This is a genomic window from Streptomyces sp. NPDC020965 (genome assembly GCF_044333555.1).
GTDB lineage: Bacteria > Actinomycetota > Actinomycetes > Streptomycetales > Streptomycetaceae > Streptomyces.
On sequence record NZ_JBIRRE010000011.1, the window covers coordinates 197,154 to 216,466 of the forward strand.

At 73.3% G+C, this 19,313-nt stretch carries 15 protein-coding genes; 6 read left to right on the top strand and 9 right to left on the bottom strand.

The features are described from left to right. Positions 1-55: 55 nt before the first annotated feature. Together ppk2 and ACH4S7_RS29790 are read left to right on the top strand one after the other, a co-directional pair. Positions 56-1,144, top strand: a complete 1,089-nt coding sequence (ppk2, locus tag ACH4S7_RS29785) for a polyphosphate kinase 2 (RefSeq protein ID WP_398524435.1) — start codon at positions 56-58, stop codon at positions 1,142-1,144. 65 nt (positions 1,145-1,209) lie between these two features. Then, the gene (locus ACH4S7_RS29790) at positions 1,210-2,163 is read left to right on the top strand and encodes a restriction endonuclease (protein WP_398524436.1); all 954 of its coding nucleotides are present in this window, start codon (positions 1,210-1,212) and stop codon (positions 2,161-2,163) included. A 108-nt stretch (positions 2,164-2,271) separates the two neighbouring features. Here ACH4S7_RS29790 and ACH4S7_RS29795 read toward each other — a convergent pair whose 3' ends face one another. The 4 genes from ACH4S7_RS29795 to ACH4S7_RS29810 form a co-directional block, all read right to left on the bottom strand. Then, entirely contained in the window at positions 2,272-2,862 is a 591-nt protein-coding gene (locus tag ACH4S7_RS29795; protein WP_398524437.1) for a lytic polysaccharide monooxygenase, read from the bottom strand. A 222-nt stretch (positions 2,863-3,084) separates the two neighbouring features. Next, positions 3,085-4,719, bottom strand: coding sequence for an MDR family MFS transporter (locus ACH4S7_RS29800; protein WP_398524438.1), 1,635 nt, complete (start codon positions 4,717-4,719; stop codon positions 3,085-3,087). 243 nt (positions 4,720-4,962) lie between these two features. Then, on the bottom strand, positions 4,963-6,180 hold the full coding sequence (locus ACH4S7_RS29805; protein WP_398524439.1) for a glycosyltransferase: 1,218 nt from the start codon (positions 6,178-6,180) through the stop codon (positions 4,963-4,965). A gap of 194 nt (positions 6,181-6,374) precedes the next feature. Further along, positions 6,375-7,688 (bottom strand): UDP-glucose dehydrogenase family protein, encoded by a 1,314-nt coding sequence (locus tag ACH4S7_RS29810; RefSeq protein ID WP_398524440.1) that lies wholly within the window; start codon positions 7,686-7,688, stop codon positions 6,375-6,377. 341 nt (positions 7,689-8,029) lie between these two features. Between ACH4S7_RS29810 and ACH4S7_RS29815 the strand changes: the two genes are divergently transcribed. Next, the gene (locus tag ACH4S7_RS29815) at positions 8,030-8,659 is read left to right on the top strand and encodes a TetR family transcriptional regulator (RefSeq protein WP_398524441.1); all 630 of its coding nucleotides are present in this window, start codon (positions 8,030-8,032) and stop codon (positions 8,657-8,659) included. A gap of 136 nt (positions 8,660-8,795) precedes the next feature. Here ACH4S7_RS29815 and ACH4S7_RS29820 read toward each other — a convergent pair whose 3' ends face one another. Beyond that, entirely contained in the window at positions 8,796-9,779 is a 984-nt protein-coding gene (locus tag ACH4S7_RS29820; RefSeq protein WP_398524442.1) for a MerR family transcriptional regulator, read from the bottom strand. A gap of 316 nt (positions 9,780-10,095) precedes the next feature. Here ACH4S7_RS29820 and ACH4S7_RS29825 point away from each other — a divergent pair, with 316 nt between their 5' ends. The 3 genes from ACH4S7_RS29825 (at position 10,096) to ACH4S7_RS29835 (ending at position 13,994) form a co-directional block, all read left to right on the top strand. Further along, complete coding sequence (locus ACH4S7_RS29825) at positions 10,096-10,713, top strand: sigma-70 family RNA polymerase sigma factor (protein ID WP_398524482.1); 618 nt, start codon at positions 10,096-10,098, stop codon at positions 10,711-10,713. Between the two features lie 299 nt (positions 10,714-11,012). Beyond that, the gene (locus ACH4S7_RS29830) at positions 11,013-12,248 is read left to right on the top strand and encodes a lycopene cyclase family protein (protein ID WP_398524443.1); all 1,236 of its coding nucleotides are present in this window, start codon (positions 11,013-11,015) and stop codon (positions 12,246-12,248) included. A 186-nt stretch (positions 12,249-12,434) separates the two neighbouring features. After that, positions 12,435-13,994: an FAD-dependent oxidoreductase gene (locus tag ACH4S7_RS29835; RefSeq protein ID WP_398524444.1), complete on the top strand. Its 1,560-nt coding sequence runs from the start codon at positions 12,435-12,437 to the stop codon at positions 13,992-13,994. Between the two features lie 196 nt (positions 13,995-14,190). On the opposite strand, the gene ACH4S7_RS29840 is transcribed toward ACH4S7_RS29835, so the two are convergent. Genes ACH4S7_RS29840 through ACH4S7_RS29855 form a run of 4 tightly spaced genes read right to left on the bottom strand, consistent with a single transcriptional unit; the run spans position 14,191 to position 19,275 of the window. Next, positions 14,191-15,240, bottom strand: a complete 1,050-nt coding sequence (locus tag ACH4S7_RS29840) for a DUF5914 domain-containing protein (protein ID WP_398524445.1) — start codon at positions 15,238-15,240, stop codon at positions 14,191-14,193. After that, on the bottom strand, positions 15,237-16,250 hold the full coding sequence (locus tag ACH4S7_RS29845; RefSeq protein ID WP_398524446.1) for a phytoene/squalene synthase family protein: 1,014 nt from the start codon (positions 16,248-16,250) through the stop codon (positions 15,237-15,239). The genes ACH4S7_RS29840 and ACH4S7_RS29845 overlap by 4 nt, the downstream gene beginning before the upstream one ends. Further along, complete coding sequence (crtI, locus tag ACH4S7_RS29850; RefSeq protein WP_398524447.1) at positions 16,247-17,899, bottom strand: phytoene desaturase family protein; 1,653 nt, start codon at positions 17,897-17,899, stop codon at positions 16,247-16,249. Before crtI ends, ACH4S7_RS29845 begins: the two co-directional genes overlap by 4 nt. After that, entirely contained in the window at positions 17,896-19,275 is a 1,380-nt protein-coding gene (locus ACH4S7_RS29855) for a polyprenyl synthetase family protein (protein ID WP_398524448.1), read from the bottom strand. The genes crtI and ACH4S7_RS29855 overlap by 4 nt, the downstream gene beginning before the upstream one ends. Positions 19,276-19,313 lie beyond the last annotated feature (38 nt).

Consider the following 19,313-nt stretch of genomic DNA (forward strand, 5'->3'; position numbering starts at 1 on the left):
GGTAGCCGCGGAATATCGCGCAGCGACCATGACACCCGGCCCCGAGGAGAGACCTATGCCGACCGAGAGACACCCCCGGCCGGGATCCGCTCCCGCATCCGGCGAGCCGCGGGGGAGTGGCGACGGGCCGCCACCGTCCGCGCCCCGCCGCACGGACACACCGGCGGGCGACGGGGAGAGCCTTCTGCACGGCCTCCGGGTGGACGAGGCGCGGCCGGAGCAGCCGATCCTGCTGGACGGCGACGGCAGCCCCATCGCCACCTGGCGCGAGAACTACCCGTACGACCACAAAATCGCGCGGCGCGCCTATGAACAGCGCAAGCGGCTGCTTCAGATCGAACTCCTGAAGCTCCAGAAGTGGGCCAAGGAGAGCGGCCAGCGGATCGTGGTCGTCTGCGAGGGACGTGACGCGGCCGGTAAAGGCGGTGCCATTCACCGATTCACCGAGAGACTCAACCCGCGTGGCTCCCGAGTGGTGGCGCTGGACAAGCCCACCGAACGCGAGTCGGGCCAATGGTATTTCCAGCGGTACGTCGCCCATCTGCCCTCGCCGGGTGAGATCGTCTTCTTTGATCGCTCCTGGTACAACCGGGCCGGTGTGGAACGCGTCATGGGCTTCTGCACCCCGCAGGAGTATCGGCATTTTCTCGAACAGACACCACTCTTCGAGAAGATGCTGACCGACGACGGAATCGTGCTGGTGAAGTTCTGGTTCTCGGTCTCGCGCGGTGAGCAGCGCACCCGCTTCGCCATCCGCAAGGTCGACCCGGTCCGTCGCTGGAAACTCTCCCCCACCGACCTCGCCTCACTGGACCTCTGGGACGCCTACACCACCGCGAAGGTGGACATGTTCCGTGCGACGGACACCCCGCACGCCCCATGGACCGTGGTGAAGAACAACGACAAGCGGCGGGGACGGCTCGAAGCCATCCGGCATCTGCTGCGGCGCTGCGACTACCCGGCCAAGGACCCGGACGCGGTCGGCACCCCCGACCAGCGGATCATCGGCCCCGCCGACACCCTGCTGGAGCCCGGCGAGGCACCGACCGATCTCTCGCCCACTCCGCTGGCCGCCCATGACCAGGGCTCGGGCAACCACCCCGAGCCCGGCGCGGGTCCGGACGCGGCGGGCCCGCGCCGGTGACGCGCGCCCCTAGGTCGTGTCTTCAAAGTCCCCGTACCCGCCGAGCAGGAAGGCAGTCATCCGCCATGACGGCACAGCGGCGGCACACAGCCGACGGACGGCGGCGCGGCCCGGCGTTCAGTCTGCGCCAGACGGTGCTCGCGTTCGGGCTGGCCGCCGCTCTGCTCTGCGGAGCGGGGCTCGCGCTGCGGTCGTTCACCCGGGCCGCGGGCGAGTACGGCCCGTTGGTCCTGGTGGTGGCGGCCCTGGCGGTCATCGCGTTCCTCGTGACCGTCGTGCGCTCGCGCCGCCGCTCCCGGATGCGGACGGCACGGTGGCCGGCCGCGCATCCGGAGGTGCCCCACGCGCGGGAGCCCCTCGGTGCGGAGCCCCTGGCGACCGCCCCCGTACATCCCGCCCCCGCGGAGTCGGCGCTCGTCGAGCCCGAGACCGAGCCGGTCGAGCGGGCACGTTTGGCGCCGGAGCCCACCCGAGCGGAGCCCTTCGACCCGGAGCCCTTCGCCCCTGAGCCGTACGCCCCGGCCGACCCGGAGCCCGCCGGGCACGAGTACGCGTACGGGGACGAATACGAGCCCGAACCCGGCCCCGCATCCGGCCCCGTTGACTTCGGCTCCATGGATCCGCTGGTCTTCGAGCAGGCCGTGGCGGCCCTGTGCGAGCGCGACGGCTGCCGCGACGTGGAGGTCAACGGCGGCGCCGGAGACCTCGGTGCCGATGTGACGGCCATCGCCCCCAGCGGCCTGCGCGTGGTCATCCAGTGCAAGCGCTACGGTCCGGTGAACAAGGTCGGCTCGCAGGACACCCAGCGCTTCGGCGGCACTTGCTTCGCCGTTCACGCGGCGGATGTCGCCGCGATCGTGACCACCGGTGAGTTCACCCAGCCCGCGGCCGACTACGCGGCGGAGTGCGGCATCCACTGCTTCGACCACCGGGCGCTCGCCGCCTGGGCGGACGGTACCGGCCCCGCGCCCTGGGAGGCGACCGTACCCGAGCGGCCGACCACGGTGGCGGCGGAGTGACGAACACCGACCGTACGGACTGATCCCCCCCCAGGCGGCCGGGTCGTGGCGAACCCACGACCCGGCCGCCGCCCAACGCCGCGGGGCGTCAGCGGTGTCCGTGCGGTGTCAGAACCGTACGTCCGAGCAGGCGTAGAAGGCGTTCGCGGTGTCCGCGATCGTCCAGACGCCGAGGACGATATGCCTGCCGGACTTCTGGGGCAGGGTGCCGGTGTGGCTCACCGTGGCACCCGGGCGCACCCCGCCGAACGGCACGGTGAGGAAGGGCTGCGGCTCCAGGTCGGCCCGGGTCAGCGGATTGGCCGGGTTGTATCCGTCCTTGGTGATGAAGTAGCGGAAGTCGGACGTGGCGTGCCGGACCTTGATCCGCCAGCTGAAGGTGTGGCTCTGGCCCGAGTTGAGCTTGGTGGTGGGCCAGGCTCCGCCGCGCGGGTCGTCCAGTTCGGAGAAGCGCCCATTGCCACCGGCGCAGATCTTCCCGTCGGCGGGTCCGCGGCTCGGGAACCCCTTGAGGCCCTCGACGCTCTCCGGCTCCCACTGGATCTGCCCGCAGTTCTGTACGGTGCCGGCGCCGCAGAGCTGCTGGCGGCTGACGGCGGAGTCGGCGTAGCCATGGCTCTGGGCGCTGCCGGAGGTCGCGAGGAGTGAGCCGCCGACGATGCCGAGGCCGAGCAGGGCGGAGGTGATCTTTCTGCGCATACTTCGCTCCTGAGGGAGGTGTGGGGGTGGTCGCCTTGGAGTGCGTGGGGAAAGGCGACCCAAGCAGTGCGGTCTAGACCAAGCCCGAGCGTAGCCCCGCCCCGCTGGCCAGGTCTAGACCAAGTCACCGGCGATGCGCGCCCGTTGACACTTGGGGATACGGGATACGGGATACGGGATACGCGACGCCGGCCCGTGGGGCACGGAGCACGTCCGGGACGGTCAATCCGCCGAGAGCCTGGTGTCCGGCACCCGCCAGGCGGCGATCACCAGGGCGATCAGGGCCACCACCGTGCCGGTGACGAAGACGGCCTGCATGGCGCTCACATAGCCCTCCAGGAAGGGCGCCGCGATCCGCGGATCCACGACGTCGAGGAAGGCCGAATCCGCCAGATCCACGCTGCCGTCGGCGCGGATGACACCCTCCAGCGGCACCGCGTTCGCCGGCTCCTCCGTCAGCCGTCGGAACGACGGGTCCTGGAAGGCCGCCGTCAGGCGTTCGCCGATCCGCGGCACCGCCAGCGAGAAGAGGATCGAGAGGAACGCGGCGGTGCCCACCGTGCCGCCGTTCGACCGGAAGAAGTTCACCGAAGCGGTCGCCGCCCCCATGTCCTGCCGGGGTATCTCGGACTGGGCGAGTGTGGTGATCGTCTGCATGGCCGCGCCCAGTCCGGCCCCCAGGAACACCATGCCGATGGAGATGTACCAGAGCGGGCTGTCCACCCGGAGGGTCGCGAACACCGCCATGGCGGCGGCGAGGGACCCGACCCCGGCCACCAGATGGACCTTGAACTTCCCCGTCCGGGACATCAGCCGGCCGACGACCAGCGTCACCACCACATTGGCCACCACCGTGGGCAGGGAGGCGAACCCCGCCCCCATCGGGCTCATGCCCCGGGCGATCTGCAAGTACAGCGGCAGCATCGTCATCGCGCCGAACATTCCGATCCCGACGACGAAGTGCAGCACCGTTCCCAGTCGGAAGGCTTTGATGCGGAACAACCGCAGCGGCAGCAGGGCGGCGTCCGCCATCCGGCGCTCGACCAGGACGAAGGCGGCCAGTCCGAGCAGCCCGACCGTGTACAGGGCCAGTGCCGGGGGAGAGCCCCAGCCCCAGCCGCGGCCCTGCTCGGCGACCACGAGCAGGGGGACGACGCCGATCGTCAGCGTCGCCGCCCCGCCGTAGTCCAGCCGGTGTCGCACCGGCTGGTGCGGTACGTGCAGCACACGCAGGACCACGATGACGGCCACCGCCGCCAGCGGCACGTTGACCAGGAAGATCCAGCGCCAGCCGGCGACCCCGAGCAGGGTGGCGCGCTCCGCGAACACCCCGCCCACCAGCGGGCCGATGACGCTGGCGCCGGCGAAGACCGCCGTGATGTAGCCCTGGTAGCGGCCACGTTCGCGCGGTGAGGTGATATCGGCGATGACCGTCATGGCGAGGGACATCAACCCGCCGCCGCCGAGCCCCTGCACCACGCGGAACCCCGCGAGCTGATGGATCGATGTGGCGAATCCGCAGAGCAGCGATCCGACGGTGAAGATGACGATCGCGCACAGATAGACCGGGCGGCGGCCGTAGATGTCGGAGAGCTTTCCGTACATCGGAGTGGCGACGGTGCCCGCCACGAGGTACGCGGTCGTCACCCACGCCTGCGCGGTCAGTCCGTTCAGGTCATCGGCGATGGTGCGCAGCGCGGTGGAGACCACCGTCTGGTCGAGCGCCGCGAGGAACATGCCGAGCATGAGACCGGACAGCACCGTGACGATCTGCCGGTGCGTCAGCCGGGCGGGGGCGGCCGACTCCGCCACCGGGCCGTCCGCCGTGTCGTCCGGGGCCGCTTCCGGGGTGTTCACCCTGCCTCCCTCGCCGCGCACGGGCGGGGGCGGGGAGCCGGGCCGGCTGCCGGGGGCACGGCTCGGACGATCGCGAGGAGTGGGGAAGCCATCGGCACCTTCTCTGCCGCACGTCTGTGCTCCGTGCCTGCGGTTGTCCTGGTTGTCCTGCGGGGGCGGGGCGGGGCGGGGCGGGGCGGTCGGGACCGGGGCCGGGCCCGCGCCGGTCGCGCGTGCCGGGCCCCGGTCCCGTGGCGGCGCGGACTATCCGGCGATCTTCTCCAGATCGGCGACCGCGCTCTCGACCTCCGGCAGTCCCAGCATCGCGAGACGGGCCGAACGCGCCACCGCGCCGATACCGGGGTCGGCCAGCACTTCACGGCAGACGGTCGCGATGCCGTCCGCCGTCGGATCGGTGATCCACCGGCCGAGTCCGAGCTCCTGGACGCGCTCCGCGTTGCTGTACTGGTCACCGAACTGGGGCAGCACCGCCATGGGCGTGGCCGTGCGCAGCGACTCCCGGACGCTGTTGAACCCGCCGTGGGTGAGAAACAGATCGACGGCTTCCAGCAGGATCGGCTGCGGCAGCCGGTCCGTGACCCGGACGTGCAGCGGCAGACCGTCCGTGTCCGCGGGGATGCCCGAGGTCGCCACGACCACGGTGCACTCGTCGAGCTGTGCGGCGGCCTGGATGATCGAGCGCAGCGTGTCGGCCGGCTCCGGCATCCGGAACGGCATCTCCGGAGCGTCCTCGTCATTCAACTGCTTGTGCACCATGGGGAGCGCGGTGCCGATGGCGGCGAACACCAGCGGTCGCTCGGTGGGGAGGTCCACGACCCACTGCGGCAGGACGGAGGCGCGGTCCACGCCCACCGTCTGCCGGTACGACCACGACGCCGGCAGGTGCTGCGAGAACGAGAGCGCGGGGGGCACGTAGTCGATGCGCCCCCGCGGGATGATCGACAGCGGATCGTCGAGCGCGGGCAGTCCGAGCGTCTCGCGCAGGACGTTGAGCCCCGGCAGGATCTCGCCCGGATCGAAGCAGTTGCTCGCCCCGGACGGGGTGGGGAGCTGCGGTATGCCGTGCAGTTCGCCGATGAGGACGCTGCTCATGTCCATACCGTCGCGGAGAATGAGATCGGGCCGGAATTCTCGGGCCACCGGGAGCACGGAGTCCAGGATCTCCTGCGCCATCGGGCCGGACAGGGTCCGGGACATGACGCGTAACAGCTCCGCACGCTGCTGCTCGTCGTCCAGGTCGGGCCGCTCGACGAGCTCCTTCAGCTCGGCCGCTGCGTGCGCGCCCGGCACGAAATCGGCCATACAGGTGGTCACCCGGACGTCGTCGTGTTCGAAGACCGTGGCGAGGGCCGGGATGGTGGCCACCAGCACCTCATGGCCGGCCGCGGCGAGCGCCCGGACCAGGGGGAGTTGGGCACGCCCGTGTGAGGGACTGCCGAGGGTTGTGACCAGGATGCGCACGAATGACACCTTTCTGTTGCGGGGTCCAGTCGGCTGGTGGGGCGTCGGGGGAGTGGGCCTCCCGGGTCGGCCCGCGCCCGTCGCGGCAGTCGCGTACGGGGTCGTCCGGCCCCGTCGCCTACGGGGTCGGTCCGGGCCGCCATCTGCGTACGGGGTCGAGTCGCGGCGCCGTCACGAACGAGGGCCCGGGTCAGTCAGCCCGCCATCGCGTACGAGCGGCCGATGCCCTCCCAGGACAGCGCGGCGCGATCGAGTCGGAGCGGGTCGAGGAGATTGCGGAAGTCGTAGACGACCGGGGCTTCGAGGAGACCGGCCATGGCCTCCCAGTCGAGCTCGCGGAAGTGCGGCCACTCCGTGAGGACGACACAGGCGCGGGCCCCGTCGGCCGCCCGCTCCGGACTGTCGGTGATGGTGAGCAGATCGCTGAGGTCGGGGGGCGACTCACTGAGCGCGGGATCGTATGCGTACAGATCGGCGCCCCGCTCCTTGAGCAGCCGGGCGATGGCCAGCGCCGGCGAGTCCCGTAGATCGGAGGTGCCCGCCTTGAAGGTCAGACCGAGCAGCGCCAGCCGTACGCCGCGGAGCGAGCCGTTCCCCGGGGAGCAGCCGGCCACCACTCGCTCGACCAGCCGGCGCTGGTGCTCGACATTGGTGTCGATGGTGGCGCGCAGCAGCGGGAAATCCACTCCGGACTCCTCGCAGACGGTCAGCAGTGCGTGCGTGTCCTTGGGCAGACAGGAGCCGCCCCAGCCGGGGCCGGGGTCGAGGAACGCCCTGCCGATGCGCGGGTCGTGGCCGATGCCGGTGACGACGTCGTGGATGTCCGCGTCGAAGCGTTCGCAGAGCGTGGCCAGGTTGTTGGCGAAGGACAGCTTCATGGCCAGGAAGAAGTTCGCCGCGTACTTGGTGAGTTCCGCGCTGGCGGGGTCGGTGAGGACGACCGGGGCGTCCAGCTCGGCGTAGAGTTCGGCCACCCGCTGGCCGGCCTCCTGGTCGGCGGCGCCCACCACGACACGGTCGGGATGGAGGAAGTCCTGGACCGCGTGGCCCTCCCGGAGGAACTCCGGGTTGCTCACGACGGCGATGTCGGGCCGGCCGAGCAGCGCCGCCACGCGTTCCGTCGTACCGACCGGCACCGTGGACTTGTTGACGACCACCGCCGAGCGCCGCAGGGCCGAACGCACTTCGTCGGCCACGGCCTCGACGGCGGCGAGGTCGGCGGCGCCGCCGACGCCCATCGGGGTCGGCAGGCAGAGGAAGACCACGTCGGCTTCGCCGACGGCGGCGCGGGAGTCCCCGACGAACGTGAGACGGCCGGAGTCCAGTCCGTCCCTGACGAGCTCCGGCAGTCCCGGCTCCAGGATGTCGACCTCCGCCCGCCCGAGTCTCTCGACCTTGCGGTGGTCGGCGTCCGCGCACACCACTCGATGGCCGACGGCTGCCAGACAGGCGCCAGTGGTCAGGCCGACGTAGCCGGTGCCGATGACGGCGACGCGTCGTTCACGCACGGGAGATCACCACTTCTGCTGGGTACGGAGGTGGGGCGCATGGTGGTTGGGCCGATGCATCGGCCGGAGCGGCGACCTTGACAGTGGCGGTCGCGCGAACCACTGTCCCTGCGAGCCCTGTTGGACGGCGAACGTCCGACGAGGCGTGAAGAAGCGAGTCGGACGCCGTCGTCCCGGTCAGGAGGAGCGGGAAGGTAGCGTCCGATGTCACCGTCCGGTGACCAGAAAAATATGGTCGGTTCAGCCGTGGGTCAACGATCGATGACAACGGTCGATGACTTTTGGACATCGAGTAAGTGGACCGGGAGTACGTGCGGCATGACCAGGCGGAGGTATGACAGGTGAACACGTCGGCCGAATCGAGGCGAGGCGGCGTTGCCCCCTCGCAGGCCCGTAAGCACGACGCGGCGAGCACACGCGCCGCCCTGACACGTGCCGCCGCCCTGCGCTTCGGCCGGTACGGCTACAACGGCACCAGCGTGCGCGATATCGCCAGGGACGCCGGTGTGGACGCCGCCCTCGTCTACCGCTACTTCGGCTCAAAAGAAGCACTGTTCGAGGTGGTGTCAACGAGCACCACCATGTTCGAACCGCTGCGCTGCCTACCGCTGGAGGACGTGGCGGCCTGGGTCCGTGACGTCGTCGCCAACGCGCCGAGCGAGGACGAGGTCCCCCACCCGGTGCTGTGCGTGCTCCGCTCGTCGAGCCGGGAGGAGGCCGTCGGACGGCTCCGCGACGAGATATCCGAGATCTTCTCGGAGAGCTTCGCCAAACGCCTCGACGGGCCGGACGCCGAGCTCCGCGCCGAGCTGCTCTCGGCCTGGCTGCTCGGCACCACCCTGATGCGGACGGCCATCCGCACCCCGGCGCTGGCCTCGGTGTCGGACAGCACGCTGCTCAAGTACCTGAAGGCGGGCATCGACCCGCTGCTGAAACTGCCCGACGACCACGAGCGGACCGACTGCCCGTGACTCGGGGCGGTCCCTGAGAACGAGGGCGGGCTCAGGGCGGGTGGTGGTCGCGGTCGGGGTGCCGGGTCGCGGGTGGTGGTCGTGCTCGGGATCAGGGGCGCCGCGACCGCCGCCGCACCCGGCTCATTCCCTCCGCCTACTCCGCCGCTCGCCGGCCGGACACCGACAGCAGCGCCTCCAGCGCGTCACGGAACCGGTGCGGACGCAGGGTGCCGGGTACGGGAGGCCCCGCCCAGCCAGGGCCCGCCACCAGCACCGTGGGGCGGGTGCGGGCGCCCCGTACGCCCCATTCCATGGAAGTCAGACGCTGCACCAGGGGACGGCTGGCCGTGCCCAGGGACTGGGCCCACAGCACGACGGCGACGGGCCCGGTCCGGCGGACCGCCTCCTCCAGCGCCTCGACCGGTACCGCCGCTCCGAACATGCTGACGGGCAGGCCGCGTTGGGACAGGGCCGCCGCCAGCGCTTCGAGCGGGAGCGTGTGCAGCTCGCCGGGGACGCACGCCAGGAGCACCGGCGGGGCCGGCGACCGTCGGACGGGTGGAGCGGCGACACGGCGCAGGGCCGTTGACACGTGCCAGGACAGCAGGTGCTCGACCTCGATGTACTTCTCGCCCGAGGCTTCCCATCTACGCCCCACCGCGTGCAACGTGGGCATGATCACTTCGTCCCATGCGCCGATCAGACCGAAGTCGGCGACGGCGGACGTCAGCAAGGTGTCGATGGCGTGCGAGTCGAGTCGTGCCGCCGCCCGGCTCAGCCCCCGGCTCTCGCGGCGACCGCTACCCGGTGGGGGCGCGCTCCGGGGCGGCGGAATCGACCGGCCGCCCCGGTCGGACGGCCCTCCGGCGGACTCCGGCCCGGTCGTGAGAGCGGCCCGCGCGGCCTCGGCGGGAGGCACTCCCGCGCCGGTCAGCCCGCACATGCGCTCCAGCAGTGCGATGTCCTGGGGGGTCCAGCGCCGGTGGCGGCCGTCCTCGCGGGCGGCCGGGCCGATGCCGTAGCGCTGGTCCCACGACCGCAGGGTGGTCGGCGCGACGCCGAAGCGCCGTGCCACGGCCCCGGTGGTCAGTCCCGTCGTGGTGGTGTCCGATCGCCGCCCGGCCGGAGTGTCGCTCATCCGTGCAGCATACGACGCACAATCGACGCGTGTTGCCGGGCTGGTTCGCCAACCCCAAGCCTTGGGGCCACCGGGGCGCCGCGGGGCGTCCCGGCGGCGGGGTACCGGTCGGCCATGCCCCGTCCGGTCCGACCGGAGTGCCGGGTCAGGCAGGAGGAGCGGAGCCATGGCGACGACGGCAGTAGCGCGGGGCCCGGGTCCCGCGCCGGGGCGGAAGCCCGTCGAGGTGCCTTGCGGCGTGCGGGACGTGCCTTGCGGCGCGTGGGACGCGGAGCGCCGGGGGGCGGCGGAGCGGGCGCCGGAACCGGCCCCTGACCTGGACCCGGCGGCGGCCCCGGCCCCGGTGGCACCGCCGAGCACAGCGGCGGCGGCCGAAGCGGCGGAGTTGGCGGCAGGTTTCATCGGTGGCGACGAACAGAGCTTCGCCACCCTCTACCGCGACTGGGGCGCCCTGGTGCACCGGCTCGCCGCCCGCACCCTCGGCGACCCCCGGGAGGCGGAGGACGTCACCCAGCAGGTCTTCCTCGCCGCGTGGCGCGGCCGGCACGGCTATCGGCCGGAACGTGGCCCGCTCTCCGCCTGGCTCGTCGGCATCACGCGCCGGAAGACCGCCGACGCCCTCTCCGCGCGGACCCGTCGCGGTGAACTCGTCGCCGTCGGAGCGGTGGGAGGCGGCCCGTCCGGGCCGGCCCCGGACGCCCGCCCGGAGGCCGCACTCGACCGGGTGCTGATCGCCCAGGAGATGTCCCGGCTGCCCTCGGCCCAGCGCCAGGTCCTGGACCTGGCGTTCTACCAGGACCTGACCCAGACACAGATAGCCGAGCGGACCGGACTCCCGCTCGGCACGGTGAAGAGCCACACCCGCCGCGGACTCCACCGGCTCCGGCGCTCGCTCGAACTCGACGGGTCCAGTCCCTGGATGAGTCGGCGATGAGCCGGCGATGACCCCGGGGTGAGGCGCTCCGAACGACGCGCGCGAACGACGCGAACGGGGGAGCGCCGTCCGGCGGACAGGCGACACCGGCACCGCCACCGCATCCGAATGCCCCTCGGGTACGGAATCGTGGGTGCCGTGGCCCCCGCCCTGGATCCGGACCGCCCTGGATCCGGACCGACCGTCCTGCCCCACCGGCGGCCCCGGACCGGATCACGGTGGCGGCCGGAGGAGGAGACCGGCCCGAAGGGAATCGGTGGCGGGGCGGCGGCACGGCGAGGAAGAAGGGGAGGGGCCGCGTGAGCGAAAGCCGGGACAGTCGGGACAGCCGGGACAGCGAGATCGCCGTCATCGGCGCGGGCGCGGCCGGACTCTCCCTCGCGCACCGGCTCTGCGCCGCCCCGCCGGGCCGCCCCCGCCCCACCGTGACGATCATCGACGCCCCGCCGGGCCCGGCCCGGCCCCCCGAACGCACCTGGTGCTTCTGGGAACGGCCCGACGGTGAGTACGACGCAGCGGTCTCCGGGGTCTGGGACGCCCTGCGGGTACGGGGCCCCGACGGGGAGTCGCTGGTCGGCCGGCCGGCCCCGCTGCGGTACAAGATGCTGCGCTCCACCGCGTTCGAAGCGCTGGTCGGAGCGCGCCTCCACGGTCAGCCGGGCCTGCGCCGCATCGAGGCGACGGTCGCAGAGATCCAGGATCTGGGCCGGGGCGCCCGGGTGCGGGGCACCACCGCCGGGGGTGAGGAGTTGACGCTGCGGGCCCGGTGGGTGTTCGACTCCCGCCCGCTGCCCGAGCTGCCGCCCAGCCGCACCGCTCTGCTCCAGCACTTCCGCGGCTGGTTCATCCGCGCCGCCCGACCGGTCTTCGACCCCCGGGTGGCCGATCTGATGGACTTCCGGACGCCCCGGCCCGCCCACGGCCTGTCGTTCGGCTACATCCTGCCGACCAGCCCGTACGAAGCGCTGGTGGAGTACACGGAGTTCTCCGCCGCCGCCCTCGACGACCAGGGCTACGAACGGGCGCTGCGTCACTACGCGGTGGACGTGCTCGGCCTGGACCGCTTCGAGGTGACCGGGGTCGAGCAGGGCGCGATCCCGATGACGGACGCCCGGTTTCCGCGCCGGGTGGGGAGTTCGGTCTTCCGGATCGGCACCGCGGGCGGCGCGACCCGCCCGTCCACCGGCTACACCTTCGCCGCCGTGCAGCGTCAGGCGCGCGCCGTCGCCGAGGCGTATCGGCGGGGGCGGACACCGCTGCCGCCGCCCGTTCACCCGGCCCGCTCCCTCGCCATGGACGCGGTGCTGCTGCGCGCGCTCGACACCGGCCGGGTCGACGGGGCGGAGTTCTTCACCGGTCTGTTCCGGGGGGTGCCGATGGAACGGCTCCTCCGCTTCCTCGACGGCGGCACCCGCTGGAGTGAGGACCTCACCATCGGACTGCGCACCCCTGTCCGCCCCATGCTGCGCACCGCCGTGGAACTCCCCTGGCTGCGCAGACGCCCCGGCCCGCCCCACCACCGGGCGACGGCCTGACGCACCGCGCCCCGAAGCCCCCCGAAGCCCCAAATGATCCCGAGCCCCCAGATGCCTCCGACGAGAGGGACGATCCGAGATGACTCCGCCGCGCGCGGGCGCCCGCTCCACCATCGCCGCGCCGTACCGAGCCGCCGCCGCGCCGTACCGGGCCTTCGGCCCCGTCTCTTCGCGCCGGGCCGCGCGATGAGCCGATGGGCCACACCGCTGAACGGCGCCGCGCGCCGGGGACGCGACCGGCGCGCCCGAGTGCTGACCCCCCGGCCGGGACGCCCGCGCGTCTCGGGCGAACCACCCAGCGTGGCGGTGATCGGCGGTGGTATCGCGGGCCTCGCCGCCGCCACCGGGCTGGCCGAACGGGGCGTCGCCGTCACCCTGTACGAGCGCGACCACCAGCTCGGCGGCCGGCTGGCGGGCTGGCCCGTGGAGCTGGCCGACGGCTCACGGGCAACCATGAGCCGTGGGTTCCACGCGTTCTTCCGCCAGTACTACAACCTGCGCGGGCTGCTCCGCCGGGTGGATCCCGGCCTCGCCATGCTCACCGGACTGCCCGACTACCCGCTCCGGCACAGCGGCGGGCTCCAGGACAGCTTCGCCCGGGTGCCCCGCACTCCGCCGTGGAGCGCACTCGGATTCGTCGCACTGAGCCCCACCTTCGGCTGGCGCGACCTCGCCGCGATGAACCCGCGCGCCGCGCTCCCCCTGCTGGACGTCCGGGTACCGGAGGTGTACGAGCGGTTCGACGGGGTCAGCGCCCGGGAGCTGCTGGACCGGATCCGCTTCCCGCGCGCCGCGGACCACCTGGCGTTCGAGGTGTTCTCCCGGAGCTTCTTCGCCGATCCGCGTGAACTCTCGGCGGCCGAACTGGTCCTGATGTTCCATATCTACTTCCTCGGCTCCAGCGAGGGCCTGCTCTTCGACGTGCCCGACGAGCCGTTCCCCACCGCTCTGTGGGAGCCGCTCGGGCGCTATCTCACCTCGCACGGCGTGGACGTGCGGACGGGACAAGCCGTCGAGAGCGTACGGCCCGACGGCGACGGATCGCTGGTCGTCACCGGGGACGGCGCGGAGCGCCACGACGGTGTGGTCCTGGCGCTGGACACGGGCGGTCTCCAGGGCGTCGTCTCCCGCTCGCCGCTGCTGGGCGACGAGCGCTGGCGCGCCCGCGTCCAGGGGCTGCGCACCACACCCCCGTTCCTGGTCACCCGGGTCTGGCTGGACCGCCGGGTGGCGGCCGACCGCCCCGGGTTCCTGGGGACGAGTGGATACGGGCCGCTGGACAACGTGAGCGTGCTGGAGCGCTGGGAGGGCGAGGCGGCGCGCTGGTCGGCCCGTACCGGCGGCTCGGTGGTCGAACTGCATGCGTACGCGGTCGACCCGGACGCCGACCACGCGACCGAACAGGACGGTCTGCTCGCCCAGTTGCGCCGGGTGTACCCGGAGACCGGCGACGCCCGAATCGTGGACGTACGGCACGAGTGGCGTTCCGACTGCCCGCTGTTCGCCGTCGGCGGTCACCGGGACCGGCCCGGGGTGCGCACCCCCGATCCGACCGTGACGCTGGCGGGGGACCTGGTGCGTACGGAGCTGCCGGTGGCGCTGATGGAGCGGGCGGCCACGACGGGCTTCCTCGCGGCGAACGCGCAGCTCGAACGCTGGGGCGTGCGGGGACAGACGTTGTGGACCGTGCCGGCCGAGGGCCGGGTGCGCGCGCTGCGCGCCCTCAACCGGCTGGCCGGGGTCTGAAGCTCCCCGGACCGCCCACCCCCGACCCCCGGACCGCCCACCCCCGACCCCCGGACCGCCCACCCCCGATCCCCGGACCGCCCGCTCCCGCGTCCCGGACGCCCCGCCCTGACGCCCCGAGGCCCGCACCCCCGCCTCCGTACCTCACCTCAGGCCCCGGCCCCGACACCCCGAGGCCGGGGCCTCACCCGGGGCCTCAGCCCGGGAACCGGCCCGTGCGGCGCAGCTCCCAACGCCGCTCCGCGTAGGCGATGTCGTCACGCCACAACCGCCCCGCGGTCCTGCGCATGAGCGGGCGGAGCACCGGCGCCGTGGCCCTGGCCACGGCGAACCCCCGGCGCCCGGAGGCGGCGATCACCGCCTCGACTACGGCGGTGCGCGGCTGTCCGGTTCGGTCCGGGCCGAGCGGGGTGGCATGGGTCTCCACCACGGAGCCCCGGCCCTCCCCCTCGGTGATGCGCATGACGACCGTACGCGGCCCGGGCGCCGTGAACTCGGCCCGGACCGGGACCACCGCGCGTCCGGCCACCTTGAAGGAGACGTCCACGACGAAGCAGTCCCCGTCGTCGTTGCCGCCGCCGTCCCCGTTGCCGTCGCCCGGTGTGCCGACCACGGTCAGATCGACGAAGGAGTACGGGTGGAACCAGGCGCCGTGCCAGGGATCGAGACGGTTGGCGATGACATCGTCGGGTTCGCAGCGCCCGGCGACCGTACAGACGGCCGTCACCGACGCGGCGGGGTCCGGCCGTTCGGGGACGACCGGCCGGACCCCTGGCTCCTCGCCCCCGGCCGCGTCCAGCCGTACCCAGATCAGCACTCCGTCGTCGTACGCCGGGTAGGGCTCCCAGCCCGCCGTGGCACCACCGTCGAACGGGAGGCCGTGCCAGTGGCAGATGAGCGTGCCGCACCGCACCGGACTGTCCTTCAGCGGCGCGCCGAGGTGCGGGCAACTGCCGGGTCCGGCCCGGAGCACGCCCCCGGCGTCGCGCCAGAGGACGATCTCGATGCCCGCGACCGTCCGCCCCAGCGGCCGGTCGGAGGCGATCTCCCGGCTGCCGCCCACCACGTACCAGTTGCCGGCCGGTCGGGCCAGCGCGCGCTTCAGCGCCCCGCCGATGATGTCGGGCCTGGCCTCGCGCCAGGTGGGCCGCTGGCTCTCCCACGGAACGGGACGGCGGCGCAGCCGCAGCGGCCAGCTCACCGGGCCCGCGGTGCCGCGGGTGTTCTCGGCGTCGTCGGTGGTCATGCCGTCTCCTTCCGCGCCCGCTCCCGGACGACCTCGTGGCGGGGGTACGGGGCTTCCGCGGCCGGGCCGGTCGTGCCGGGGGCGCGTACCCGGGCGGCGGCGAGCCGGGCCAGCCCGTCGATGGCCACGGCGGCGCGGCGGCGCCTGGGGACCACGGCACGGCGGTGCAGTACGGCGTACCCGTCGTCCGCGACGGCGTCCAGGATCGCCTGGTACAGCACGAAGGCGGTACGGACGCACGGCCGGGACACGGCGTGCAGCATCCGCAGCCCGGGAGCGGCCTCGCGGTAGACCTCACGGGTGAGCGCGGCGGCGGCCTTGAGGGCCGCGGTGATCCGCGGGTCACGGGAGCCGGTGGCCCGGCTCCAGCGCAGGAGTTCCCGGTCGACCCCGTGCGCGGCCAGCAGGTCTCCGGGCAGATAGATCCGCCCCCGGTCCAGGTCCTCCCCGACATCACGGAGGAAGTTGGTCAGTTGGAAGGCCGTCCCGAGTGCGGCGGCGTACGGGGCCGCCACCTCGCGCGGGACGACGGTGCCGAGCACGGGCAGCATCTGGAGGCCGATCACCGCGGCGGAGCCGTGCATATAGGCGCGGAGCGCTTCGTAGTCGGCGTACTCGGTGACCTCCAGGTCCTGGGCCATGGAGGTCATGAAGTCCGTGAAGTGCCGGTGGTCGATGTCGTACCGGGCCGCCGTGTGGGCGAGTGCCGTCACGGTCGGCTCCGTGCCGGTCCCGGCGCGCAGGGCGGATTCGAGCTGCTCCCGCAGGGCCCCCAGCGCCGCGGCCCGCTCGGCCGGTGCGGCATCGGACTCCAGATCGTCCACGATGTCGTCGGCCCAGCGGGCGAATCCGTACAGGGCGTGCACGGCCGGCCGCCGCTCGATCGGCAGGAGCCGGGTGGCGAGGAAGTACGTCTTGCCGTGCCGGGCGTTGAGCCGACGGCAGCGGGCGTAGGCGAGGCGCAGGTCGGGGTCGGTGATGCCCGCCGCGTCGAGTTCGCGCCTGGTCACGCCGGCCTCCCTTCCGTGGTCGTGCCGGTGGTTCCGTCCCTCCGGACGGTTCCGGCGGGTCGAGTCGGCCCGGTGGCTCCGGTGGCTCCGGTGGCTCCGGCGGCTCCGGCTGGTCCGGCGGGTCCGGCTGGTCGGGCGGCTCCGGTGAACGTCCGGGCCGCGCGGCTCCGTCCGACTCCGGTCACCCGGGCCGCGGCGAGCTTCCCGGAGATCAGTACGGGCGGTACGCCGACCCCCGGAGTGGTCCCGCAGCCGGCGAGTACGGCGTTCTCGGTGCCGCGCACCAGGTTGCGGGGCCGGAACGGCCCGGTCTGCGCGAAGGTGTGGGCCGCCGAGAACGGCGTACCGGCCGCATGCCCCTGGGCCGTCCAGTCGGCGGGCGTCACCAGGCACTCCTCCTCGATCGCCGCGCCGATGCCGTCGAGACCCCGGCGTTCGAGTTCGGTGAGCAGGCTGTCGCGGTAGCGGGGTGCGAGATCCCGCCACTCCCGGGCGCCGGGTCCGATCTCGGTGTTGGGGCAGGGCGCCAGGATGTAGTGGAGATGGCGCCCCGGGGGAGCCAGCGCCGGATCGGTCGCCGTCGGCCGGGTGATCAGCAGCGACGGATCGGACATCAGCCGCCCCTCCCGGGTCAGTTCGTGGAAGGTCTCCCGCCAGGCGGAGCCGAAGGAGATGGTGTGGTGGGCCAGGTCCGGCCAGGTGCGATCGGTGCCCGCGTGCAGGATCACGGCGGACGGCGAGTGCCGGATACGGAGCGGGCGGCGCGGCCGGTGGCCCAGCAGTCGGTAGGCGGTGGGCAGTTCGGTGGTGAGCACCACGGCGTCACAGGCGATCCGTTCCCGGTCGGTGACGACCGCCGTGATCCGTGCCCCGGAGCGCTCCAGCCGGACGACGTCGTGACCGTGGCGGAAGTCGGCGCCCGCGTCGGCGGCGGCGTCGGCCAGCGCCCGGGGCAGGGCGTGCATCCCGCCCCGGGGGAAGTACACGCCCGCGATCGTGTCCATGTAGGCGATGACCGCGTAGGCGGCCAGGGCGCGGGCCGGTGCCACCCCCGCGTACAGGGACTGGAAGGTGAAGACGCGGCGCAGCCGTTCGTCGGAGATGAACCGGCCGATACGGGCGTCCAGCCGGCCGAAGCCGCCCAGCGCCGCGAGGCGGGCGAGATCGGGGTGCGCCAGCCGGAGCGGCGAGTCGAAGTTGGTGTCGATGAAGCGGCGTAGCTGGACCCGGTAGAGCTGCTCCAGCCACCGCCGCATCCGCCGGTACCCGACGACCTCGCGCGCGCCCGCGAAGCGCTCGATCTCGGCCTCCATCGCCTCGGCGTCGGTATGGACGTCGAGGCCGCCGCCGTCGGCGAACCGGGCCCGGTAGGCGGGGTGCAACTGGACGAGGTCCAGCCGGTCGGCGAGGCTGTCGCCCACTGCGGCGAACGCCTCGTCGACGAGGTCGGGCATGGTCAGGACGGTGGGGCCGGTGTCGATCCGGTAGCCGCCCTGTTCGAGCAGTCCGGCCCGGCCACCCGGCAGAGGGTCGCGTTCGACCACGGTCACGCGCCGTCCCGCGCCCAGGAGGTGCAGTGCGGCGGAGAGACCGGCGAGTCCCGCCCCGACGACGACCACATGGTCTGTCGGCCCTGTGAGGGTTCTCATCGGTTCCTCGCTTCGGGACGGGTCCGGCGGGGTGCGGTCGCGGCGGACCCGTCCGGCGGCTCATGCGGCTGCGGCTGTTCGTGCTGTTCGGGTGGCTCGGGTGGCTCGTGCGGCTCGGGTGGTGTGCCGGACGCCGTGCCGAGCGGTACACCGGCGACCGCGCGGAAGAGTTCGGGCAGCCGGCGGTCGGCCGGGGGAGTGAGTACCACGCCCATCAGATGCCGGGTGCTGTGCGCGACCAGCCGTTCGATCCGGGTCTCGACCGCGGCGCGGGCCCCCGTGGCGACCAGCGCGGCGCGGACCCGGTCCAGAGCGTCGTCGGAGAGGTCGGCGTCGCCGACCGCGGTGTCCAGCAGGGCGAGCGCGCCGGTGTCCCCGGCGGCCTCGGCCCGCGCCCGTGCCAACGCCACCAGATAGGTCGGCTTTCCCTCCCGGATGTCGCCGCCCGACGGCTTGCCGGTGCGGCCAGGGTCGCCGAACACACCGAGGAGGTCGTCGCGGAGCTGGAACGCGATCCCCGCGCAGCGGCCCGCGGAGCAGAGCGCCCGGGTGGTCCGCTGGTCCGCGCCGGCCAGGGCCGCGCCGAGCGCGAGGGGCCGTTCCACGGAGTACAGCGCGCTCTTCAGCGCGGCGGCCCGGATCGCCGTCGTCATGGACCGGGAGCCGGTCGTCTGACCCTGGAGGTCGAGGTACTGGCCCGCGACCATCTCGGTCCGCATGGCCTGCCAGACGGCGCCCACCCGCTGCCGGGCGTCCGGCGCGAGGGCCGTACCCGCCACCGTGTCGTCGGCCCACACCAGCGCGAGGTCACCGACGAGGATGGCGGCGGCCCTGCCGAACGACTCCCCCCGCCGCCGAGCGTCCCGGGTGCCGTACTGGGCCTCCAGATCGGTGTGGATGGCGGCGCCGCCCCGGCGCAGTGGCGAACCGTCCATCACGTCGTCGTGGACCAGCGCGCACGTCTGGATGAGTTCGAGCCCGGCTGCCAGCCGCAGTGCCGCCTCGTTCTGTCCCGCGTCCGAGCCCCCGCCGCAGGCCCGCAGCCCCCACCAGAGGAACTGGGAGCGCATGCGCCGGCCGCCGCCGAGGGTGAAGCGGGCGACGCGCTCGGCCACGTCACGGGCGAAGAGCGCGTCGACCGCCCGCGCGTCGTCGAGCCGTTCGTCCAGCAGGCGCGTGAGCGTGTGCCCGACGGCTCCGGCGACGTCCCCGTCGATGACGGCCTGACCCGGGGTGCCGTGGCGGTCGTGGTCGCGGTCCGGACTCAGGGGGCGGGGGCCCGACGGACGCGCCCGTACCCCCGGCTGCTGGTGTCCGGCGCCCCGCCCGCCCTGACCACCGGTGAAGGGCAGGGCCTCCGTCCGGGTGCGGCGCATCGCACATCCTCTCGTCGCGTTCCTTCGGTATGGCGTTT